At 63.3% G+C, this 19,177-nt stretch carries 19 protein-coding genes; 16 read left to right on the top strand and 3 right to left on the bottom strand.

From position 1 onward, the window contains the following. Positions 1-5 precede the first annotated feature (5 nt). The 16 genes from ccoO (J3A71_RS09455) (at position 6) to J3A71_RS09380 (ending at position 15,700) form a co-directional block, all read left to right on the top strand. Positions 6-614 (top strand): cytochrome-c oxidase, cbb3-type subunit II, encoded by a 609-nt coding sequence (ccoO, locus tag J3A71_RS09455; RefSeq protein WP_016488336.1) that lies wholly within the window; start codon positions 6-8, stop codon positions 612-614. A gap of 5 nt (positions 615-619) precedes the next feature. Continuing rightward, positions 620-823 (top strand): cbb3-type cytochrome c oxidase subunit 3, encoded by a 204-nt coding sequence (locus tag J3A71_RS09450; RefSeq protein WP_016488337.1) that lies wholly within the window; start codon positions 620-622, stop codon positions 821-823. Next, positions 820-1,761: a cytochrome-c oxidase, cbb3-type subunit III gene (gene ccoP / locus J3A71_RS09445; protein ID WP_016488338.1), complete on the top strand. Its 942-nt coding sequence runs from the start codon at positions 820-822 to the stop codon at positions 1,759-1,761. Before J3A71_RS09450 ends, ccoP (J3A71_RS09445) begins: the two co-directional genes overlap by 4 nt. 284 nt (positions 1,762-2,045) lie before the next feature. Next, entirely contained in the window at positions 2,046-2,981 is a 936-nt protein-coding gene (locus tag J3A71_RS09440) for an IS110 family transposase (protein ID WP_016489612.1), read from the top strand. A 726-nt stretch (positions 2,982-3,707) separates the two neighbouring features. Beyond that, positions 3,708-5,150 carry a cytochrome-c oxidase, cbb3-type subunit I gene (ccoN, locus tag J3A71_RS09435; protein ID WP_016488339.1) on the top strand — a complete coding sequence of 481 codons (1,443 nt, stop codon included), beginning with the start codon at positions 3,708-3,710 and terminating at the stop codon, positions 5,148-5,150. Then, complete coding sequence (gene ccoO, locus J3A71_RS09430; RefSeq protein WP_016488340.1) at positions 5,150-5,758, top strand: cytochrome-c oxidase, cbb3-type subunit II; 609 nt, start codon at positions 5,150-5,152, stop codon at positions 5,756-5,758. Before ccoN ends, ccoO (J3A71_RS09430) begins: the two co-directional genes overlap by 1 nt. Before the next feature lie 5 nt (positions 5,759-5,763). Further along, a complete protein-coding gene (locus J3A71_RS09425) occupies positions 5,764-5,955 on the top strand; it encodes a CcoQ/FixQ family Cbb3-type cytochrome c oxidase assembly chaperone (protein ID WP_024718181.1) in 192 nt (63 codons plus the stop codon). Beyond that, on the top strand, positions 5,952-6,932 hold the full coding sequence (gene ccoP, locus J3A71_RS09420) for a cytochrome-c oxidase, cbb3-type subunit III (RefSeq protein ID WP_096426575.1): 981 nt from the start codon (positions 5,952-5,954) through the stop codon (positions 6,930-6,932). Before J3A71_RS09425 ends, ccoP (J3A71_RS09420) begins: the two co-directional genes overlap by 4 nt. A 309-nt stretch (positions 6,933-7,241) precedes the next feature. Next, on the top strand, positions 7,242-8,657 hold the full coding sequence (ccoG, locus tag J3A71_RS09415; protein WP_060519318.1) for a cytochrome c oxidase accessory protein CcoG: 1,416 nt from the start codon (positions 7,242-7,244) through the stop codon (positions 8,655-8,657). A gap of 15 nt (positions 8,658-8,672) precedes the next feature. After that, positions 8,673-9,203: a FixH family protein gene (locus J3A71_RS09410; protein WP_016488344.1), complete on the top strand. Its 531-nt coding sequence runs from the start codon at positions 8,673-8,675 to the stop codon at positions 9,201-9,203. A gap of 139 nt (positions 9,204-9,342) precedes the next feature. Next, positions 9,343-11,817 (top strand): heavy metal translocating P-type ATPase, encoded by a 2,475-nt coding sequence (locus tag J3A71_RS09405; RefSeq protein ID WP_096426576.1) that lies wholly within the window; start codon positions 9,343-9,345, stop codon positions 11,815-11,817. After that, positions 11,796-12,011, top strand: coding sequence for a cbb3-type cytochrome oxidase assembly protein CcoS (gene ccoS / locus J3A71_RS09400; RefSeq protein ID WP_016488346.1), 216 nt, complete (start codon positions 11,796-11,798; stop codon positions 12,009-12,011). Before J3A71_RS09405 ends, ccoS begins: the two co-directional genes overlap by 22 nt. Continuing rightward, entirely contained in the window at positions 12,004-12,687 is a 684-nt protein-coding gene (locus J3A71_RS09395; protein ID WP_095116933.1) for a sulfite exporter TauE/SafE family protein, read from the top strand. The genes ccoS and J3A71_RS09395 overlap by 8 nt, the downstream gene beginning before the upstream one ends. A 105-nt stretch (positions 12,688-12,792) precedes the next feature. Next, complete coding sequence (gene hemN / locus J3A71_RS09390; RefSeq protein WP_016488348.1) at positions 12,793-14,175, top strand: oxygen-independent coproporphyrinogen III oxidase; 1,383 nt, start codon at positions 12,793-12,795, stop codon at positions 14,173-14,175. Between the two features lie 186 nt (positions 14,176-14,361). Further along, positions 14,362-15,096 carry a Crp/Fnr family transcriptional regulator FnrA gene (gene fnrA / locus J3A71_RS09385; protein ID WP_012273416.1) on the top strand — a complete coding sequence of 245 codons (735 nt, stop codon included), beginning with the start codon at positions 14,362-14,364 and terminating at the stop codon, positions 15,094-15,096. Between the two features lie 55 nt (positions 15,097-15,151). Beyond that, the gene (locus tag J3A71_RS09380) at positions 15,152-15,700 is read left to right on the top strand and encodes an adenine phosphoribosyltransferase (RefSeq protein ID WP_009683910.1); all 549 of its coding nucleotides are present in this window, start codon (positions 15,152-15,154) and stop codon (positions 15,698-15,700) included. Between the two features lie 132 nt (positions 15,701-15,832). On the opposite strand, the gene recR is transcribed toward J3A71_RS09380, so the two are convergent. The 3 genes from recR to dnaX all read right to left on the bottom strand — a co-directional run bounded on the left by recR (position 15,833) and on the right by dnaX (position 19,092). Next, a complete protein-coding gene (gene recR / locus J3A71_RS09375; protein ID WP_003254304.1) occupies positions 15,833-16,435 on the bottom strand; it encodes a recombination mediator RecR in 603 nt (200 codons plus the stop codon). A gap of 187 nt (positions 16,436-16,622) precedes the next feature. After that, positions 16,623-16,958 (bottom strand): YbaB/EbfC family nucleoid-associated protein, encoded by a 336-nt coding sequence (locus tag J3A71_RS09370; RefSeq protein ID WP_016488349.1) that lies wholly within the window; start codon positions 16,956-16,958, stop codon positions 16,623-16,625. A gap of 64 nt (positions 16,959-17,022) precedes the next feature. Next, positions 17,023-19,092, bottom strand: coding sequence for a DNA polymerase III subunit gamma/tau (gene dnaX / locus J3A71_RS09365; protein ID WP_096426577.1), 2,070 nt, complete (start codon positions 19,090-19,092; stop codon positions 17,023-17,025). Between the last annotated feature and the right edge of the window lie 85 nt (positions 19,093-19,177).

Raw genomic sequence — 19,177 nt, 5'->3', positions numbered from 1 at the left:
GCCTGATGAAACATGAAGTCATCGAGAAAAACGTCGGCCTGATGGCCCTGCTGATGGTATTCGCCGTCAGTATCGGCGGCCTTACCCAGATCGTCCCGCTGTTCTTTCAGGACGTCACCAACAAGCCGGTGGAAGGCATGAAGCCCTACACCGCGCTGCAACTGGAAGGCCGCGACATCTACATCCGCGAAGGCTGCGTGGGCTGCCACTCGCAGATGATCCGCCCGTTCCGCGCCGAAACCGAGCGCTACGGCCACTACTCGGTGGCCGGCGAGAGCGTGTGGGACCACCCGTTCCTGTGGGGCTCCAAGCGCACCGGGCCGGACCTGGCCCGGGTCGGTGGCCGCTACTCGGACGACTGGCACCGCGCGCACCTGTACAACCCGCGCAACGTGGTGCCGGAATCGAAGATGCCGTCGTACCCGTGGCTGGTCGCCCAGCAGGTCGACAACAGCCACACCGACGTCAAGATGCGCACCTTGCGCACCCTGGGCGTGCCGTATAGCGACGACGACATTGCCAGCGCCCGTGACGCAGTCAAAGGCAAGACCGAGATGGATGCACTGGTCGCCTACCTGCAGGTGCTCGGCACCGCGATCAAGAACAAGAGGTAAATGCGATGGAACTGGACATCGGCATGATCCGCGGCCTGGGCACCCTGGTGGTGATGATCGCCTTCATCGGCCTCTCCCTGTGGGTATTCAACCGCCGCCGCGACCGTGATTTCGCCGAAGCGCGCCTGCTGCCCTTCGTCGACGACCACCTGCCCACTAGCGGGCAGGAACCTGCTGCCACGACTGCTGCAAGGAGTAACGGGCAATGACCACCTTCTGGAGTACGTACATCAGCGTGCTGACCATCGGTAGCCTGATCGGCCTGACCTGGCTGCTGCTCGCCACCCGCAAGGGCGAGAGCAAAAACACCACCGACCAGACCATGGGCCACAGCTTCGACGGCATCGAGGAGTACGACAACCCGCTGCCCAAGTGGTGGTTCTGGCTGTTCGTCGGCACCCTGGTGTTCTCGGTCGGCTACCTGATCCTCTACCCGGGCCTGGGCAACTGGAAAGGCATTTTGCCGGGCTATGAAAATGGCTGGACCGGCGCCAACGAATGGCAAAAAGAGATGGACAAGGCTGACGCCAGGTTCGGGCCGATCTTTGCCAAGTACGCCGCCATGCCGGTGGAGGAAGTCGCCAAGGACCCGCAGGCGCTGAAAATGGGCAGCCGCCTGTTTGCCTCCAACTGCTCGGTGTGCCACGGCTCTGACGCCAAGGGTGCCTTCGGCTTCCCCAACCTCACCGACAAGGATTGGCGCTGGGGCGGCGAAGCAGAAACCATCAAGGCTTCGATCATGAATGGCCGTCACGGCGTGATGCCGGCCTGGGCTGAGGTGATCGGCCAGCAGGGCGTGGCCGATGTGGCCGCATTCGTGCTGACCAACCTGGACGGTCGCAGCCTGCCTGAAGGGAGCAAGGCTGACGTTGCCAAGGGCAAGGAAATCTTCGCGGCCAACTGCGTGGCTTGCCACGGGCCCGAAGGCAAGGGTACCCCTGCCATGGGCGCACCCGACCTGACCCACCCGCAGGCGTTCATCTACGGTTCGAGCTTTGCCCAGCTGCAACAGACCATTCGCTATGGTCGCCAAGGGCAGATGCCGGCGCAGGCCGATATCCAGGGCAATGACAAGGTGCACCTGCTGGCGGCTTATGTGTATAGCCTGTCGCAGGAGAGTGCTGCTGAATCTGTGACTGCCCAGTGAGTTCGCCGGGAGAAATTCGGCGTCTGTGAGATCGAGCGCCGCCCGCGCGGCGCATCGCGACGCAAGGCCGCTTGTGTCTTGAGAGGGGATTAGAATTTGGAGTGAGAGCGGTGAATGGCAAGCTGAATGCCGAAGGTGCCTTGAGCACGTGTGGGAGCACAAGCTGCCATTCACCGTTCCACTTTGGCGAGAGCCCGAACAGTTGGATGAGGGCCTAATCTCGAACCACAAGCGTGGGCCAAGCCAAAGCTCTCTCACACTGTTAAGTCTAGGAGGTTTTGGTGATGGCTTCCTTCTTGGGTATCGATGTATCCAGTCTTTCCCTTGATGCACTGGTGCGGCCCCAGGGCATCAAGATCAGCGTGCGCAATGATCCAGCGGGCTTTGAGGAACTGGTGAAGAGCCTTCGAGGGCTCAGCATCAAGCGCGTCTTGCTGGAAGCTACAGGCGGCTACGAGCGTGATGTCATGCGCTTTCTCCAAGACGCCAGCTACAAGGTCATACGCGTAAACCCCACACGAGCCAGATCATTCGCGGATTCCTTGGGTATCAAGGCCAAGACCGATGCCATCGACGCCGCAGTGCTGGCCCATTTCGCTGAGGTCATTCCAGATAAGCCAACCCTGAAGACAAGCCCTGAAAGGGCCCTGTTACGGGAACTCCTTCAGCAGCGTGATCGCCTAGTCCAACAGCGAGATGACGACCGGCGGCGCCTGAAGCAGGCTCAGTCAGCGATGGTCGCCATTTTCCTGAACACCAATCTCCAGCACTTTGCCTCGCAGATAAAGTTGGTGGAGCAAGCGATCAAGCAGCAGGCCACAGTGCTCAACGATGAACGGATTGCCAAATTGGACGAAGTCAAAGGCATCGGGATGGTAACCGCGACCAAGCTGGTAGCGCTCTTGCCGGAACTGGGGCATGTGGAGTCCAGGGAAATAGCCTCTTTGGTCGGCGTGGCCCCCTTCAATCACGACAGCGGAAAGTCCGTGGGCAAGCGCTTTATTTCAGGAGGCCGATTTGAGGTCAGGCGTGCGCTGTACATGGCGTGCCTGGTGGCGGTGAAACATAATCCAACGCTCAAAGCCCGATATGAAGCGCTGCGTGGGCGGGGGAAACTTGCCAAGGTTGCGATTGTGGCCTGCATGAGAATCTTCATCGTGCGCCTCAACGCGATGCTCAGATCGGGCACGCCGTGGCGGGATGACTTACCGCAGCCATGAAAACATAGCGCAGCTCAAATCAGGGTGGGAGCAGGTTTACCCGCGAAGAAGACACCGTGTGGATGGCACGGGCTTCGCCCGTGTTCGCGGGGCAAGCCCGCTCCCACAGGGATCGCGCCAGCTTTTAGAAGTTGAGCAAGACAGTTGCTCCCACATTTGTTTCAGGCCAATTATTCCTGTGGCGTTTGCGCGCGAGCGCCTTGGCGCATGACTCGATATCGCGTCGTACCAACAAGGCGGTCGCGCGCCCCTGACACAGGAGGGACTGGCCCGAAACAAATGTGGGAGCGGCCTTGCGTCGCGATGCGCCGCGCGGGCGGCGCTCGCTATCCGCCCCACCATAACCATCAAACCTTACACCCCCGCCCACCATCCCCCTCAAACCATACCCCCACCGCCTTTCCCCCTCCCTTGCACCCCCTCCGAACACAACTAAGCTTGTTGCCTCAGTGGGCTTCGCTCCGAAAGGACTGAAGCAGACGCGGCGCATAGCCTGTCGCCGCCCCTGAAAAAGCTTGACCGATCGATCAGAAAAAGGTGAAAAACGGTACACATTACAAATATTTATTTGTGTACAATCGTCCGGACCCATTCGCTGCGGGACATCAGTGAACGGGCCCGGACACGGGTCGGCGTACCAAAGTTGCGTTGCAGTAGCCTTGCTGGTTATCAATACTGGCGCCGATTTTTCGACCAACAAGAACATCAAAACCGTGGAACCTTAGAATGAGCACAGCAATCAGTCCGACTGCTTATAACTATAAGGTCGTCCGCCAGTTCGCCATCATGACGGTGGTCTGGGGGATCCTTGGCATGGGCCTCGGCGTCTTCATCGCCTCGCAGCTGGTATGGCCGCAACTGAACCTGGACCTGCCCTGGACCAGCTTCGGCCGCCTGCGCCCGCTGCACACCAACCTGGTGATCTTCGCCTTCGGGGGCTGTGCGCTGTTCGGCACCAGCTACTACGTGGTCCAGCGCACCTGCCAGACCCGGCTGATCTCCGACAGCATGGCCGCCTTCACTTTCTGGGGTTGGCAGGCGGTGATCGTCGGCGCGCTGATCACCCTGCCGATGGGCTACACCACCACCAAGGAATACGCCGAGCTCGAGTGGCCGCTGGCGATCCTGCTGGCCATTGTCTGGGTCACCTACGGGCTGGTGTTCTTCGGCACCATCGTCAAGCGCAAGACCAAGCACATCTATGTCGGCAACTGGTTCTACGGTGCCTTCATCGTGGTCACCGCGATGCTGCACATCGTCAACCACATCTCGCTGCCGGTGAGCCTGTTCAAGTCGTACTCGGCCTACGCCGGTGCCACCGACGCAATGATCCAGTGGTGGTACGGCCACAACGCCGTGGGCTTCTTCCTCACCACCGGCTTCCTGGGGATGATGTACTACTTCGTGCCCAAGCAGGCCGAGCGGCCGATCTACTCGTATCGCCTGTCGATCGTGCACTTCTGGGCGCTGATCACCCTGTACATCTGGGCCGGCCCGCACCACTTGCACTACACCGCGCTGCCCGATTGGGCGCAGTCGCTGGGCATGGTGATGTCGATCATCCTGCTGGCGCCAAGCTGGGGCGGCATGATCAACGGCATGATGACCCTATCCGGTGCCTGGCACAAATTGCGCACCGACCCGATCCTGCGCTTCCTGGTCGTGTCCCTGGCGTTCTACGGCATGTCCACCTTCGAAGGCCCGATGATGGCCATCAAGACCGTGAACTCCCTGTCGCACTACACCGACTGGACCATCGGCCACGTCCACGCCGGCGCCCTGGGCTGGGTGGCAATGATCTCGATCGGTGCCGTGTACCACATGATCCCGAAACTTTACGGTCGCGAGCAGATGCACAGCATCGGCCTGATCAACGCGCACTTCTGGCTGGCCACCATCGGCACCGTGCTGTACATCGCCTCGATGTGGGTCAACGGCATCACCCAAGGCCTGATGTGGCGCGCCATCAACGATGACGGCACGCTCACCTACTCGTTCGTCGAAGCCCTGCAGGCCAGCCACCCTGGCTATATCGTCCGCGCCCTGGGCGGTGCGTTCTTCGCCAGCGGCATGCTGCTGATGGCCTACAACGTGTTCCGTACCGTACGTGCCGCCAACCCGGCACAGGCTGAAGAAGCCGCCAAGATCGTCGTTGTGGGAGCGCACTGATGAAGCATGAAGCCGTCGAGAAGAACATAGGCCTGCTGGCCTTCTTCATGGTCATCGCCGTCAGCGTCGGTGGCCTGACCCAGATCGTCCCGCTGTTTTTCCAGGACGTCACCAACAAACCGGTTGAAGGCATGAAGCCGCGCACCGCGCTGGAGGTAGAAGGCCGCGACATCTACATCCGCGAGGGCTGCGTAGGCTGCCATTCGCAGATGATCCGCCCGTTCCGCGCCGAAACCGAGCGCTACGGCCACTACTCGGTGGCCGGCGAGAGTGTGTGGGACCACCCGTTCCTGTGGGGCTCCAAGCGCACCGGGCCGGACCTGGCCCGGGTGGGTGGCCGCTACTCCGATGACTGGCACCGCGCGCACCTGTACAACCCGCGCAACGTGGTACCGGAGTCGAAGATGCCGTCCTACCCGTGGCTGGTCGAGAACAAGCTCGACGGCAAGGACACCGCGAAGAAGCTGGAAGTGCTGCGCACACTCGGTACCCCGTACACCGATGCCGACATCGCCGGCGCGCGTGACGCGGTCAAGGGCAAGACCGAAATGGACGCCATCGTCGCGTACCTGCAGGGTCTTGGCACCATCATCAAGAGCAAACGGTGACGCTGATGGATATCGGGATGATTCGCGGCCTGGGCACCGTCGTGGTGATGGTGGCCTTCGTGGGCCTGGCGCTGTGGGTGTTCAACCCACGGCGTAAAAAGGACTTCGACGAAGCGACCCAACTGCCCTTCGCGGATGACCCCGAGGCCACCCGGCACGTCGAGCAAGCAAAAGCTTCTGGGAGCAAAAAACAATGACAACCTTCTGGAGTCTGTACGTTACCGTCCTGACCCTGGGCACCATCTTCTCGTTGACCTGGCTGTTGCTGTCGACCCGCAAGGGCCAGCGCGAAGAGGTGACCGACGAAACCGTCGGGCATGCCTTCGATGGCATCGAGGAATATGACAACCCGCTGCCAAAATGGTGGTTCTGGCTGTTCGTCGGCACCATCATCTTTGCCCTCGGCTACCTGGTGCTGTACCCGGGCCTGGGCAACTGGAAAGGCATCCTGCCGGGCTACTCGTACCTGGATAACGACAAGCAGACCGAGTTTTCCAACGGCCAGGCGGGCTGGACCGGCGTGCACGAGTGGGAAAAGGAAATGGCCAAGGCCGACGCTCGCTTCGGGCCGATCTTCGCCAAGTTCGCCGCCATGCCCATCGAGGAGGTGGCAAAGGACCCTCAGGCGCTGAAAATGGGCGCGCGGCTGTTCGCCTCCAACTGCTCCGTGTGCCACGGCTCCGATGCCAAGGGTGCCTTCGGCTTCCCTAACCTGACCGACAACGACTGGCGCTGGGGCGGCGAGCCGGAAACCATCAAGACCACCATCATGGGCGGCCGCCACGGCGTAATGCCAGCCTGGGCTGAAGTGATCGGTGATCAGGGCGTGGCCGACGTAGCTGCATTCGTGATCAGCAAACTCGATGGCCGCACACTGCCTGAGGGCGCGAAGGCCGATGCCGAGAACGGGCAGAAGATCTTCGCCGCCAACTGCGTGGCCTGCCACGGGCCGGAAGGCAAAGGTACCCCAGCCATGGGTGCCCCAAACCTGACCCACCCACAGGCGTTCATCTACGGTTCGAGCTTTGCCCAGTTGCAGCAGACCATTCGCTATGGTCGCCAAGGGCAGATGCCGGCGCAAGAACAGCTGCAGGGTAACGACAAGGTGCATTTGCTGGCCGCTTATGTCTACAGCCTGTCGCAACGGGATCAGGCGCAGGCCAAGGCCGAGTAAGCAGGCCTGGCCTCTTCGCGGGGCAAGCCCGCTCCCACAGGTACACCACCGAATCCGGAACAACGGGTGACTTGTGGGAACGGGCTTGCCCCGCGAAAGGGCCGGCAAATGCCACCCAGGATGACCTGGATCAATTGACACCCGCCATAACACGATTCATACCACGAACCCAACGCGACTAAAGGTCGCAGTGCGGCCCCATACTGCCATCAGCGGCGTATCATGGACCGCAGAGCGCTAGCAGATTGCGCGAGACTGCGGCCGGCACGCACTGGCTGCGGCGTTTCTCCACTGCCGTGGGACTTGATGATGAGCAAGCAAATTCCGGTACATGATGTGACCCCGCCTGCCAGCAAAGGGAAGGATTCCGTCGACCTCTACGCCTCCCGGGAAAAGATCTACACCCGCGCCTTCACTGGCCTGTTCCGCCGCCTGCGCATGGTCGGCGGTGCAGTGCTGTTTCTGCTGTACTTCGGCACCGTGTGGCTGAACTGGGGCGGCCACCAGGCCGTGTGGTGGAACCTGCCCGAACGCAAGTTCTACATCTTCGGCGCCACCATCTGGCCGCAGGACTTCATCCTGCTGTCGGGCATTTTGATCGTCGCCGCTTTCGGCCTGTTCTTCGTCACCGTTTACGCAGGCCGTGTGTGGTGCGGCTACACCTGCCCGCAAAGCGTGTGGACGTGGATTTTCATGTGGTGCGAAAAGGTCACCGAAGGCGACCGCAACCAGCGCATGAAGCTCGACAAAGCCCCCATGAGCGGCAACAAGTTCCTGCGCAAGTTCGCCAAGCACAGCCTGTGGCTGCTAATCGGCTTTGTCACCGGCATGACCTTTGTCGGCTACTTCTCGCCCATCCGCGAGCTGGTCATCGAATTCTTTACAGGCCAGGCCGATGGCTGGGCCTACTTCTGGGTCGGTTTCTTCACCCTCGCCACCTACGGCAACGCCGGCTGGCTGCGCGAACAAGTGTGCGTGTACATGTGCCCCTACGCCCGCTTCCAGAGCGTGATGTTCGACAAGGACACGCTGATCGTGTCCTACGACCCGCGCCGTGGCGAAACCCGCGGGCCACGTAAAAAAGACGCCGACTACAAGGCCCAGGGCCTGGGCGACTGCATCGACTGCACCATGTGCGTGCAGGTCTGCCCTACCGGCATCGACATCCGTGACGGCCTGCAGATCGAGTGCATCGGCTGCGCGGCGTGCATCGACGCCTGCGACAGCATCATGGACAAGATGAACTACCCCAAAGGGCTGATCAGCTACACCACCGAGCACAACCTGTCCGGGCAGAAAACCCACATGCTGCGCCCGCGCCTGATCGGCTATGCCGCGGTGCTGCTGGTGATGATTGTCGGCCTGGCGACCGCCTTTGCCACCCGTTCGCTGGTTGGCTTCGACGTCAGCAAGGACCGCGTGCTGTACCGCGAGAACGCCCAGGGCCGGATCGAGAACGTGTATAGCCTGAAGGTAATGAACAAGGACCAGCGCGACCATGTGTACGTGCTGGATGCCGTCGGCCTGCCGGACCTCAAGCTCGAAGGCCAGCGCGAAATCCGCGTGGCTGCCGGTGATATCGTCAGCCTGCCGGTGCAGCTGTCGGTCGCACCCGAGAAACTGCCATCGACCACCAATGAAATCACCTTCACCCTCAAGAGCGCCGACGACAGCGACGCCCAGGTTGAAGCCAAGAGCCGCTTCATCGGCCCACAGATCCGCTAAGAGAGATAACGCACAATGCCTGCCGCCACTGCCGCCAGCCCCTGGTACAAGCACCTCTGGCCCTGGATCATCATTGGTATCCTCACCACCTCGGTGTGCCTGAGCCTGACCATGGTCAGCATTGCCGTACGCAACCCGGACAATCTGGTGAACGACAACTACTACGAGGCAGGCAAAGGCATCAACCGCTCGCTGGACCGCGAACTGCTGGCGCAGCAGCTGGGCCTGAAAGCCAGCGTGCACCTGGACGAGCTGACCGGCGAAGTGGACCTGCGCCTGACCGGCAGCAGCGGCCCGCAAAACCTGGAGCTGAACCTGATTTCGCCCACGCAGCCGGAGAAGGACCGCAGGGTACTGCTGAGCAGGGTCGACGCGGGGCGCTATGTGGGGCAGTTGGAGGACAAGGTCGACGGGCGGCGCTTTGTGGAACTGCTGGGCAGCGAAGGGGGCCAGGTGTGGCGCTTGTTCGAAGAGGAAAAAGTGGAACATGGTGTGACCTTGCAGCTGGGTGACGAAGCCCTGCAAGGTGCCGAGCACCAACAGTAGCATCATCGCAAATCCCTGTGGGAGCGGGCATGCCCGCGAATGCGGTAGCTCAGGCAAAGGTGTTTTCAGGCCTGACGCTTTCGCGGGCACGCCCGCTCCCACAGGGTTTCATATCTGCCTGAGCAGTCGTGCTTACCTTATGACCCAGCCCACCCCCTGCTACCACTGCGCCCTGCCCGTCCCCCCCGGCAGCCGCTTCACCGCCGTGGTCCTCGGCCAGCCGCGGCAGTTCTGCTGCCCCGGCTGCCAGGCGGTGGCCGAGTCGATCGTCGCCGGTGGCCTGGAGCACTACTACCAGCACCGCAGTGACAACAGCGCCAACCCCGAGGCCCTGCCCAGGCAGTTGCAAGACGAACTGGCCCTGTACGACCGCAGCGACGTGCAGCAGAGCTTCGTGCGCCACCTGGGCCAGCTGGCCGAAACCACCTTGCTGGTCGAAGGCATCAGCTGCGCCGCCTGCGGCTGGCTGATCGAAAAGCACCTGCGCAACCTGCCCGGTGTCGCCGAGGCGCGCCTGAACCTCTCCAACCACCGCCTGCTGCTGAGCTGGGACGACAAGCAACTGCCACTTTCACGCCTGCTCGCCGAGTTGCGCCAGATCGGCTATGCCGCCCACCCCTACCAGCCCGACCAGGCCGCCGAGCAGCTGGCCCGCGAGAACCGCAGCGCCCTGCGCCGCCTGGGCGTGGCAGGGCTGCTGTGGTTCCAGGCAATGATGGCGACCATGGCCACCTGGCCAGAATTCAACATCGACCTGTCCCCCGAGTTGCACACCATCCTGCGCTGGGTGGCGCTGTTCCTGACCATTCCCATTGTGTTCTATAGCTGCGCGCCCTTTTTCAAGGGCGCGGCGCGCGACCTGCGCACCCGCCACCTGACCATGGACGTTTCGGTGTCGCTGGCCATCGCCCTGGCCTTCGGCGCCGGCATCTGGACGGCCATCACCGGCAGCGGCGAGCTGTATTTCGACACAGTGGGCATGTTCGCCCTGTTCCTGCTCACCGGCCGCTACCTGGAGCGCCGCGCCCGCGAACGCACGGCTGCGGCCACCGCTCAGCTGGTCAACCTGCTGCCGGCCTCGTGCCTGCGCCTGGACGCCATCGGCCGCAGCGAGCGCATCCTGCTCAGCGAATTGCACTGCGGTGACACGGTGCAAGTGCTGCCCGGCGCGGTGATCCCCGCCGACGGGCGCATTGTCGAAGGCCGCTCCAGCGTGGACGAATCACTGCTCACCGGCGAATACCTGCCGCAACCACGCCGGGTGGGCGAACGGGTCACCGGCGGTACGCTGAATGTCGAAAGCACCTTGAACGTGGAAGTCGAAGCACTCGGCCACGATTCGCGGCTCTCGGCCATCGTCCGCCTGCTGGAACGCGCTCAGACCGAAAAGCCGCGCCTGGCCGAAATCGCCGACCGGGCTTCGCAATGGTTCCTGCTGTTGTCGCTGCTGGCTGCCGTGGCCATCGGCCTGTGGTGGTGGTACCTGGACCCTGCACGGGCCTTCTGGATCGTGCTGGCCATGCTGGTGGCCACCTGCCCTTGTGCACTGTCGCTGGCCACGCCAACGGCGCTGACCGCCGCCACCGGCAGCTTGCACAAGCTGGGCCTGCTGGTAACCCGCGGCCATGTACTGGAGGGCCTGAACCAGATCGACACGGTGATTTTCGACAAGACCGGCACCCTGACCGAAGGCCGCCTCACGTTGCGCAGCATTCGCCCGCTCGGCAACCTGCCCGCTGACCGCTGCCTGGCCCTGGCCGCCGCCCTGGAAAACCGCTCCGAACACCCGATCGCCCGCGCCTTCGGCCGCACCGCCATACCGGCCGAAAACGTGCAGACCGTGCCAGGTCTGGGCCTGGAAGGGCAAGTAGACGGCCAACGCCTGCGTATCGGCCAGGCCACCTTCGTCTGCGCCCTGAGCGCTGCGCAAATCCCCGCCGTGCCGGAACCACGCGGCCAGTGGCTGCTGCTGGGTGACCGCCACGGGCCTCTGGCGTGGTTTGGCCTGGACGACCGGCTGCGCGACGACGCACCGGCGCTGCTCGCCGCCTGCAAGGCCCGAGGCTGGCGCACGCTGCTGCTGTCGGGCGACAGTTCGCCGATGGTCGCCGAGGTGGCCGCGCAACTGGGCATCGACCAGGCCATTGGTGGCCTGCGCCCGGACGACAAGCTGGATCGGCTGAAGGCGCTGCAGGCGGCCGGGCGCAAGGTGCTGATGCTCGGCGACGGGGTCAACGACGTGCCGGTGCTGGCCGCCGCCGACATCAGCATTGCCATGGGCAGCGCCACCGACCTTGCCAAGACCAGCGCCGACGCCGTGCTACTGTCCAACCGCCTGCAGGCACTGGTGCAGGCCTTGGACCTGGCCCGCCGCACACGTCGCAACATCCTCGAGAACCTGCTGTGGGCCACCCTGTATAATGGCCTGATGTTGCCGTTTGCCGCGCTTGGCTGGATCACCCCGGTGTGGGCCGCCATCGGCATGTCGGTCAGCTCGCTGATCGTGGTGCTCAATGCCCTGCGCCTGACCCGCATGCCGTTGGCATCGAACCTGCCGAAAACCGAAGCACCCCTGCCCGGGAGGAAGACACCATGCCCGCCCTCTATGTCATGATCCCCGCAGCCTTGCTGCTGGTCGGCGTGGCCGTGTACATCTTCTTCTGGGCAGTGGACAGCGGCCAGTACGACGACCTCGAAGGCCCTGCCCACAGCATCCTGTTCGACGACCAGGACCCGCGCCACCAGGCCGCGGTGAAGCCTGACGACACACCGGGCGATACCGACAAGGAACCACCACCCCGTGCCTGACCTGCTTCCCCTGCTGGGCTCGGCACTGGTCCTGGGCCTGCTTGGCGGCGGCCACTGCCTGGGCATGTGCGGCGGCCTGATGGGCGCGCTGACCCTGGCCATCCCACCGGAACAACGTAGCCGGCGCTTGCGCCTGCTGCTGGCGTACAACCTTGGGCGCATTTTCAGTTATGCCAGCGCCGGCCTGCTGCTCGGCCTGGCCGGCTGGGCGGTGGCCAACAGCCCCGCCGCCCTGGGGCTGCGGGTAGTGGCAGCGCTGTTGTTGATTGCCATGGGGCTGTACCTGGCCGGCTGGTGGAGCGGGCTGACCCGCATCGAAGCCCTGGGGCGCGGGCTGTGGCGGCATATCCAGCCGGTGGCGTCGCGCTTGTTGCCGGTGTCCAGCCTGCCCCGGGCGTTGCTGCTGGGTGCCTTGTGGGGGTGGCTGCCGTGCGGGTTGGTCTACAGCACCCTGCTGTGGGCCGCCAGCCAGGGCAACGCCGGGTACAGCGCGGCGTTGATGCTCGCGTTCGGCCTGGGAACCTGGCCGGTGTTGCTGGCCACCGGGCTGGCTGCCGAACGGGTAAACGCCTTGTTGAGGCGCCGCAGCGTGCGTGTGGCGGGCGGTGTGCTGGTGATGCTGTTTGGGGTCTGGACCCTGCCGGGCCCACACCAGCACTGGCTGATGGGGCATTGACGGGGGCTGCTGTGCAGCCCCAACGCCCTTGATACAAATCAACACACACCCCTACAGACAGCCATATAGTCCGGTGCACTGCTGCTCTTTCCGGGGACCGCCCTCATGCTCGACGACCTACGTTGGGATACCGACCTGATCCGCCGCTACGATCTGGCCGGGCCACGCTACACCTCCTACCCGACCGCCGTGCAACTGCACAGCGAGGTGGGCTCGTTCGACCTGCTCCACGCCCTGCGCGAGAGCCGTCGAGCCGTGCGCCCCCTGTCGCTGTACGTGCATGTGCCGTTTTGCGCCAACATCTGCTACTACTGCGCCTGCAACAAGGTCATCACCAAGGACCGCGCGCGCGCCGCACCCTACCTGCAGCGCCTGGAGCAGGAAATCCAGCTGATCGCCTGCCACCTGGGCCCGCAGCAGCGTGTTGAACAGCTGCATTTTGGCGGCGGCACGCCGACGTTCCTCAGCCATGTGGAACTGCGCCAACTGATGGCCACCCTGCGTCAGCACTTCCACCTGCTGGACGACGATTCCGGCGACTACGGCATCGAGATCGACCCGCGCGAGGCCGACTGGTCGACCATGGGCCTGCTCCGCGAACTGGGCTTCAACCGCGTCAGCCTGGGCGTACAAGACCTCGACCCGGCCGTGCAGCGCGCGATCAACCGCCTGCAGAGCCTGGAGCAGACCCGCACCCTGATCGAGGCTGCGCGCACCCTGCAGTTCCGCTCGGTCAACCTGGACCTGATCTACGGCCTGCCCAAACAAACACCCGAAGGTTTTGCCCGCACGGTCGAAGAAGTGATCCGCCTGCAGCCAGACCGCCTGTCGGTGTTCAACTATGCCCACCTGCCCGAGCGCTTCATGCCCCAACGGCGCATCGACAACAACGACCTGCCCAGCCCGGCCGCCAAGCTGGAGATGCTGCACACCACCATTGACCAGTTGACCGCCGCCGGCTACCGCTACATCGGCATGGATCACTTCGCCCTGCCGGACGACGAACTGGCCATCGCCCAGGAAGAAGGCACCCTGCAGCGCAACTTCCAAGGCTACACCACCCACGGGCACTGCGACCTGATCGGCCTGGGCGTGTCGGCCATCAGCCAGATCGGCGACCTGTACTGCCAGAACAGCAGCGACCTCAACACCTACCAGGACAGCCTGTCCAACGCCCAGCTGGCCACCCAGCGCGGCCTGGTATGCAACCACGACGACCGCATACGGCGGGCGGTGATCCAGCAACTGATCTGCCATTTCGAGCTGGACTTCGAGCCGATCGAACAGGCCTTCACCATCGATTTTCGCGGTTATTTCAACGAGCTCTGGCCCGAACTGCTGACCTTGCAGCGCGACGGCCTGATCAGCCTGGACGCCAAGGGCATTCGCATCCTGCCGGCTGGCCGCCTGCTGGCGCGCTCGGTGTGCATGGTGTTCGACGCCTACCTGGCGATGCACAACCGCCAGCGTTTCTCGCGGGTTATCTGAAAACCGAGTCGTTCAACCGCATGGACAAGCCTCCTTGCCAGGCACACTATGGGCACACAAGGACTCCCGGCAGGACGGCTGCCGGGGTTTCGCCAGGGCGCACCATCAACGCGCACGCTGGCCTACACCCTGTGTCGTGGGTTACCCTTACGACTTATGTGTGCTTTCCCACAAGGATCGATTCAAATGTCCGAGCCAGTCAAACTGCGCCCACACAACCAGGCCCATTGCAAGGATTGCAGCCTGGCCCCCCTGTGCCTGCCTCTTTCGCTGAACCTGGAAGACATGGATGCACTGGATGAAATCGTCAAACGCGGCCGCCCGCTGAAGAAAGGCGAGTTCCTGTTCCGCCAGGGTGACAATTTCGGCTCGGTCTACGCCGTACGTTCCGGTGCCCTGAAAACTTTCAGCCTCAGCGACAGCGGCGAAGAACAGATCACCGGCTTCCACCTGCCCAGCGAGCTGGTCGGCCTGTCAGGCATGGACACCGAAGCCTACCCGGTGTCGGCCCAGGCGCAGGAAACCACTTCGGTGTGCGAAATCCCCTTCGAGCGGCTTGACGAGCTGTCGGTGCAACTGCCGCAGCTGCGTCGCCAGCTGATGCGGGTCATGAGCCGGGAAATCCGCGACGACCAGCAAATGATGCTGCTGCTGTCGAAAAAGACCGCCGACGAGCGTATTGCCACCTTCCTGGTCAACCTGTCGGCACGCTTCCGCGCCCGCGGCTATTCGGCCAACCAGTTCCGCCTGAGCATGTCGCGCAACGAAATCGGCAACTACCTGGGCCTGGCAGTAGAAACCGTGTCGCGGGTGTTCACGCGCTTCCAGCAGAACGGCCTGCTGCGCGCCGAGGGCAAGGAAGTGCACATCCTCGACCCGATCCAGCTGTGTGCGCTGGCCGGTGGTGCAATCGAGGCCTGAGGCCGGCGTTTAGCGGGTATACTTTGGCATTCGTTTTCCCAGGATACCCGCAACAATGCACAGCGACGCTTTCGACCTCAAAGCCCTGATCCGCCCGGTAGTGGACTTCCCCAAACCGGGCGTGATCTTTCGCGACATCACCCCGCTGTTCCAATCGCCGCGCGGGCTGCGCTATGTAGCTGACCAGTTCATCGAGCGTTATGTCGAGGCTGAGTTCAGCCACATTGGTGCCATGGACGCGCGGGGCTTCCTGATTGGCTCAATCATCGCCCACCAGTTGAACAAGCCGCTGATCCTGTTCCGCAAGCAAGGCAAGCTGCCGGCTGACGTGCTGAGCGAGGGTTACCAGACCGAATACGGCGAAGCCTTCCTGGAAGTGCATGCCGACAGCCTGTGCGAGGGGGATTCGGTGTTGATCTTCGATGACCTGATTGCCACCGGCGGTACGCTGCTGGCTGCAGCCAACCTGGTACGCCGTACCGGGGCGCAGGTGTTCGAGGCGGCGGCGATTATCGACCTGCCGGAATTGGACGGGTCGCGTCGGTTGCAGGCGGCCGGGGTGCCTACCTTCTGCCTGACCGAGTTTTCCCTCAGCGAGTACTGAGTTGGCTTTTGGGGCTGCTTTGCAGCCCATTCGCGGGACAAGCCCGCTCCCACACAGTGAAGCATCGCTATATCTCTGTGGGAGCGGGCTTGTCCCGCGAATGGGCCGCAAAGCGGCCCCAGCATTTTTGAATCAGAGCGAAATTGGCCGGCGCCCTGCAAAGGCATGGGCCAAGGTGCCGCCATCCACCATCTCCAGCTCGCCGCCCAGCGGTACACCATGGGCAATGCGAGACGCCACCAACCCCTTCTCGCTCAACAATTGCGCGATGTAATGCGCCGTCGCCTCCCCTTCCACCGTCGGGTTGGTCGCCAGAATCACCTCGGTGAAGGTGCCCTGCTCCTCGATGCGTGCCATAAGCTGAGGAATGCCAATGGCCTCCGGGCCCAGGCCGTCCAGCGGCGACAGGTGCCCCTTGAGCACAAAGTAGCGGCCACGGTAGCCCGTCTGCTCCACCGCATACACATCGGTCGGCCCCTCCACCACGCACAGCTGGGTGTCGTCGCGGCGCGGGTCGGCGCACTGCGGGCACAGTTCCTGCTCGGTGAGGGTGCGACACTGGCGGCAATGCCCTACCCCTTCCATGGCCTGGGTCAAGGCCTGAGCCAGGCGCAGCCCGCCACTGCGGTCGCGCTCCAGCAATTGCAGGGCCATGCGCTGTGCGGTCTTCTGGCCAACGCCTGGCAGGATGCGCAGGCCGTCGATCAGTTGGCGGATAAGGGGGCTGAAGCTCATGGGAATGGCCTGACAAATCAATAAGAGGCGGTTTATACCCAGCGGGGGCGGCGGCGTCAAATAAGGTCACCCCAAGCCTACCCGGCCTGCTGTTGCTATCACATAAAAAGCAGACCGCGCCTGGGTTGAAATCGCTCAAAAAAAACCGCCGCTGATATCAGCGGCGGTTTTCGGTATCGCAATGCGCTTAGAACGGCATCTTGAAGCCCGGCGGCAGTTGCATGCCGGCGGTCATGCCGCCCATCTTTTCCTGGCTGCTTTGCTCGATCTTGCGCACGGCATCGTTCAGCGCGGCGGCGATCAGGTCTTCCAGCACTTCCTTGTCGTCCTCGTCGGTCGACATCAGGCTTTGGTCGATGCTGACGCGCTTGACGTCGTGACGCCCCGTCATCACCACGCTCACCAGGCCACCGCCGGACTGGCCGGTGACTTCGGCGTTGGCCAGCTCTTCCTGCATTTTCTGCATCTTTTCCTGCATCTGCTGGGCCTGCTTCATCAGGCCGGCCATGCCACCTTTCATCATGGGGGTATACCTCGATTGGGTCATGTGATGCGGCCCGGCGCAGGGCCAGCCGCATGGTTATCCGTTACTGGCCCTGTTTGGCCAGGGCCTCTACAGGCTCAATAGTATCGTGCCGCACCTTGGCACCGAACAACTTGATCATCTGCTGGATCAACGGATCCTGTTCGATAGAGGTGACCGCGTCCTGCTGGCGCTCTGCACGCTTGCGCGATGCCGCCTGGGCCGGGGTTTCCTGCTCAGGCAGGATCAGCTCGATACGCAGGTTCAGGGTGCGCCCCAGGTGCTGGTTGAGCGCTTCGTTCACGCGACGCTGCTGGGTCGTGTTGAACAGTGCGCCTTGGCCAGGGTCCAGGTGCAGCAGCCAGTCGTCGCCATCGGCGGCAATCAGCGTACAGTTTGCCGCGATGTTGCCTGTCATCCCGGACACAGGCAACTGTGGGAATAATTCCAGCCATTGCAGGGCCAGCCCGGTGGCCGGTTTAGCTGCTGGCAGCGGCTCGGCAGCCGGCTTCGATACCTCTTCCTGCACATGTTCAGCCAACTCGTCCAGATAGCTGAAACCGACCGGGTCGCTTTCACCGCTGTAATAGTCTTCGTCCAGCGGCGGCTCATCATCGCGATCCATGCCTACGGCAGCGTAGGCGGAGGGGTCGAAAGGCGGCTCGTCGCTTGCCGCTGTGGGCTGTGGCGCCGGTGCAGGGGCAACAGGCTCGGGCGCAGGTGCGGGCACAGGTTCAGCCGCTACCGGCGCAGGTGCAACTGCCGGCTCTTCCCACGGCAGGTCGACCACCTCCGCGACAGGCTCAGGTACCGAAATGGCCTCGATCTCGGCCTGCAGCTCGGCGTCTGGCTCGGCCTCCGGCTCATGGTCGGCTGTCGCAGGTGCAGGCACCTCCAGCTGTGGGGCGGCGGCCGCGGGTTCTGCCGGCACGGCCGCAACAGGCGATGACGGCACGGCCAAGGCCGAGGCTGCCACCGGCGCTGCAGGATCAGCTGTGGCTTGGCTGATCCCCACTGGCTTTAGCACCGGTCTCGGCGCGTCGTCGGTATCAGCCGGGCGGAACGCCAACATGCGCAGCAGGACCATCTCGAAACCACCACGCGGGTCCGGCGCCAACGGCAGGTCTCGGCGGCCGATCAGGCCCATCTGGTAATAGAACTGCACGTCCTCGGCCGGCAATGCCGAAGCCAGCGCCAGTACTCGGTCGCGGTCACCCTGGCCGTTGTCCACGGCCTCTGGCAGCGCCTGAGCAATGGCCACACGGTGCAGCACGTTAAGCATTTCGGCCAGCACGCCCGCCCAGTCCGGGCCCTGCTCGGCCAAGCTGCGCACGGCCTCCAGCAATGCCCGGGCATCGCCTTCGAGCAACGCCTGCAACACGCCGTAGACCTGGCCGTGATCCAGGCTGCCAAGCATGGCCCGCACATCAGCGGCCAGCACCTTGCCTTCGCCAAAGGCGATGGCCTGGTCGGTGAGGCTCATGGCGTCACGCATCGAGCCATCGGCCGCGCGGCCCAGCAGCCACAGGGCATCCGGCTCGAACGGCACGTTCTCGGCAGCCAGTACGTGGCTGAGGTGTTCAACCACCCGCTCCGGGCTCATGTTCTTCAGCGAGAACTGCAGGCAGCGCGACAGGATGGTGGCCGGCAGCTTCTGCGGGTCGGTGGTGGCGAGGATGAATTTGACGTAGGGCGGCGGCTCTTCCAGCGTCTTGAGCAAGGCGTTGAACGAGTGGGTCGACAGCATGTGCACTTCGTCGATCAGGTAGACCTTGAAGCGCCCACGGCTTGGGGCGTACTGCACGTTGTCCAGCAGCTCGCGGGTGTCTTCGACCTTGGTGCGGCTGGCGGCGTCGATCTCGATCAGGTCGACGAAACGGCCTTCGTCGATTTCACGGCACACCGAACAGGTGCCACAGGGCGTGGAGGTGATGCCGGTTTCGCAGTTCAGGCACTTGGCGATAATACGGGCGATGGTCGTCTTGCCCACGCCCCGGGTACCGGTGAACAGGTAGGCGTGGTGCAGGCGCTGATTGTCCAAGGCATTGATCAAGGCCTTCAGCACATGGGCCTGGCCGACCATTTCGCGAAACGAGCGCGGACGCCATTTACGTGCAAGAACCTGATAACTCATCGAAAAACCATCGTAGCCTGATAGAGCGGAAGATCGCTAATGCTAGCGGAGCGGGGGCAAAATTGCACCCTGCGCGCGTCGTCTA

Source organism: Pseudomonas sp. PvP089 (genome assembly GCF_017875165.1).
Taxonomy (GTDB): domain Bacteria; phylum Pseudomonadota; class Gammaproteobacteria; order Pseudomonadales; family Pseudomonadaceae; genus Aquipseudomonas; species Aquipseudomonas fortuita.
This window is presented reverse-complemented; position numbering and strand designations above follow the sequence as displayed.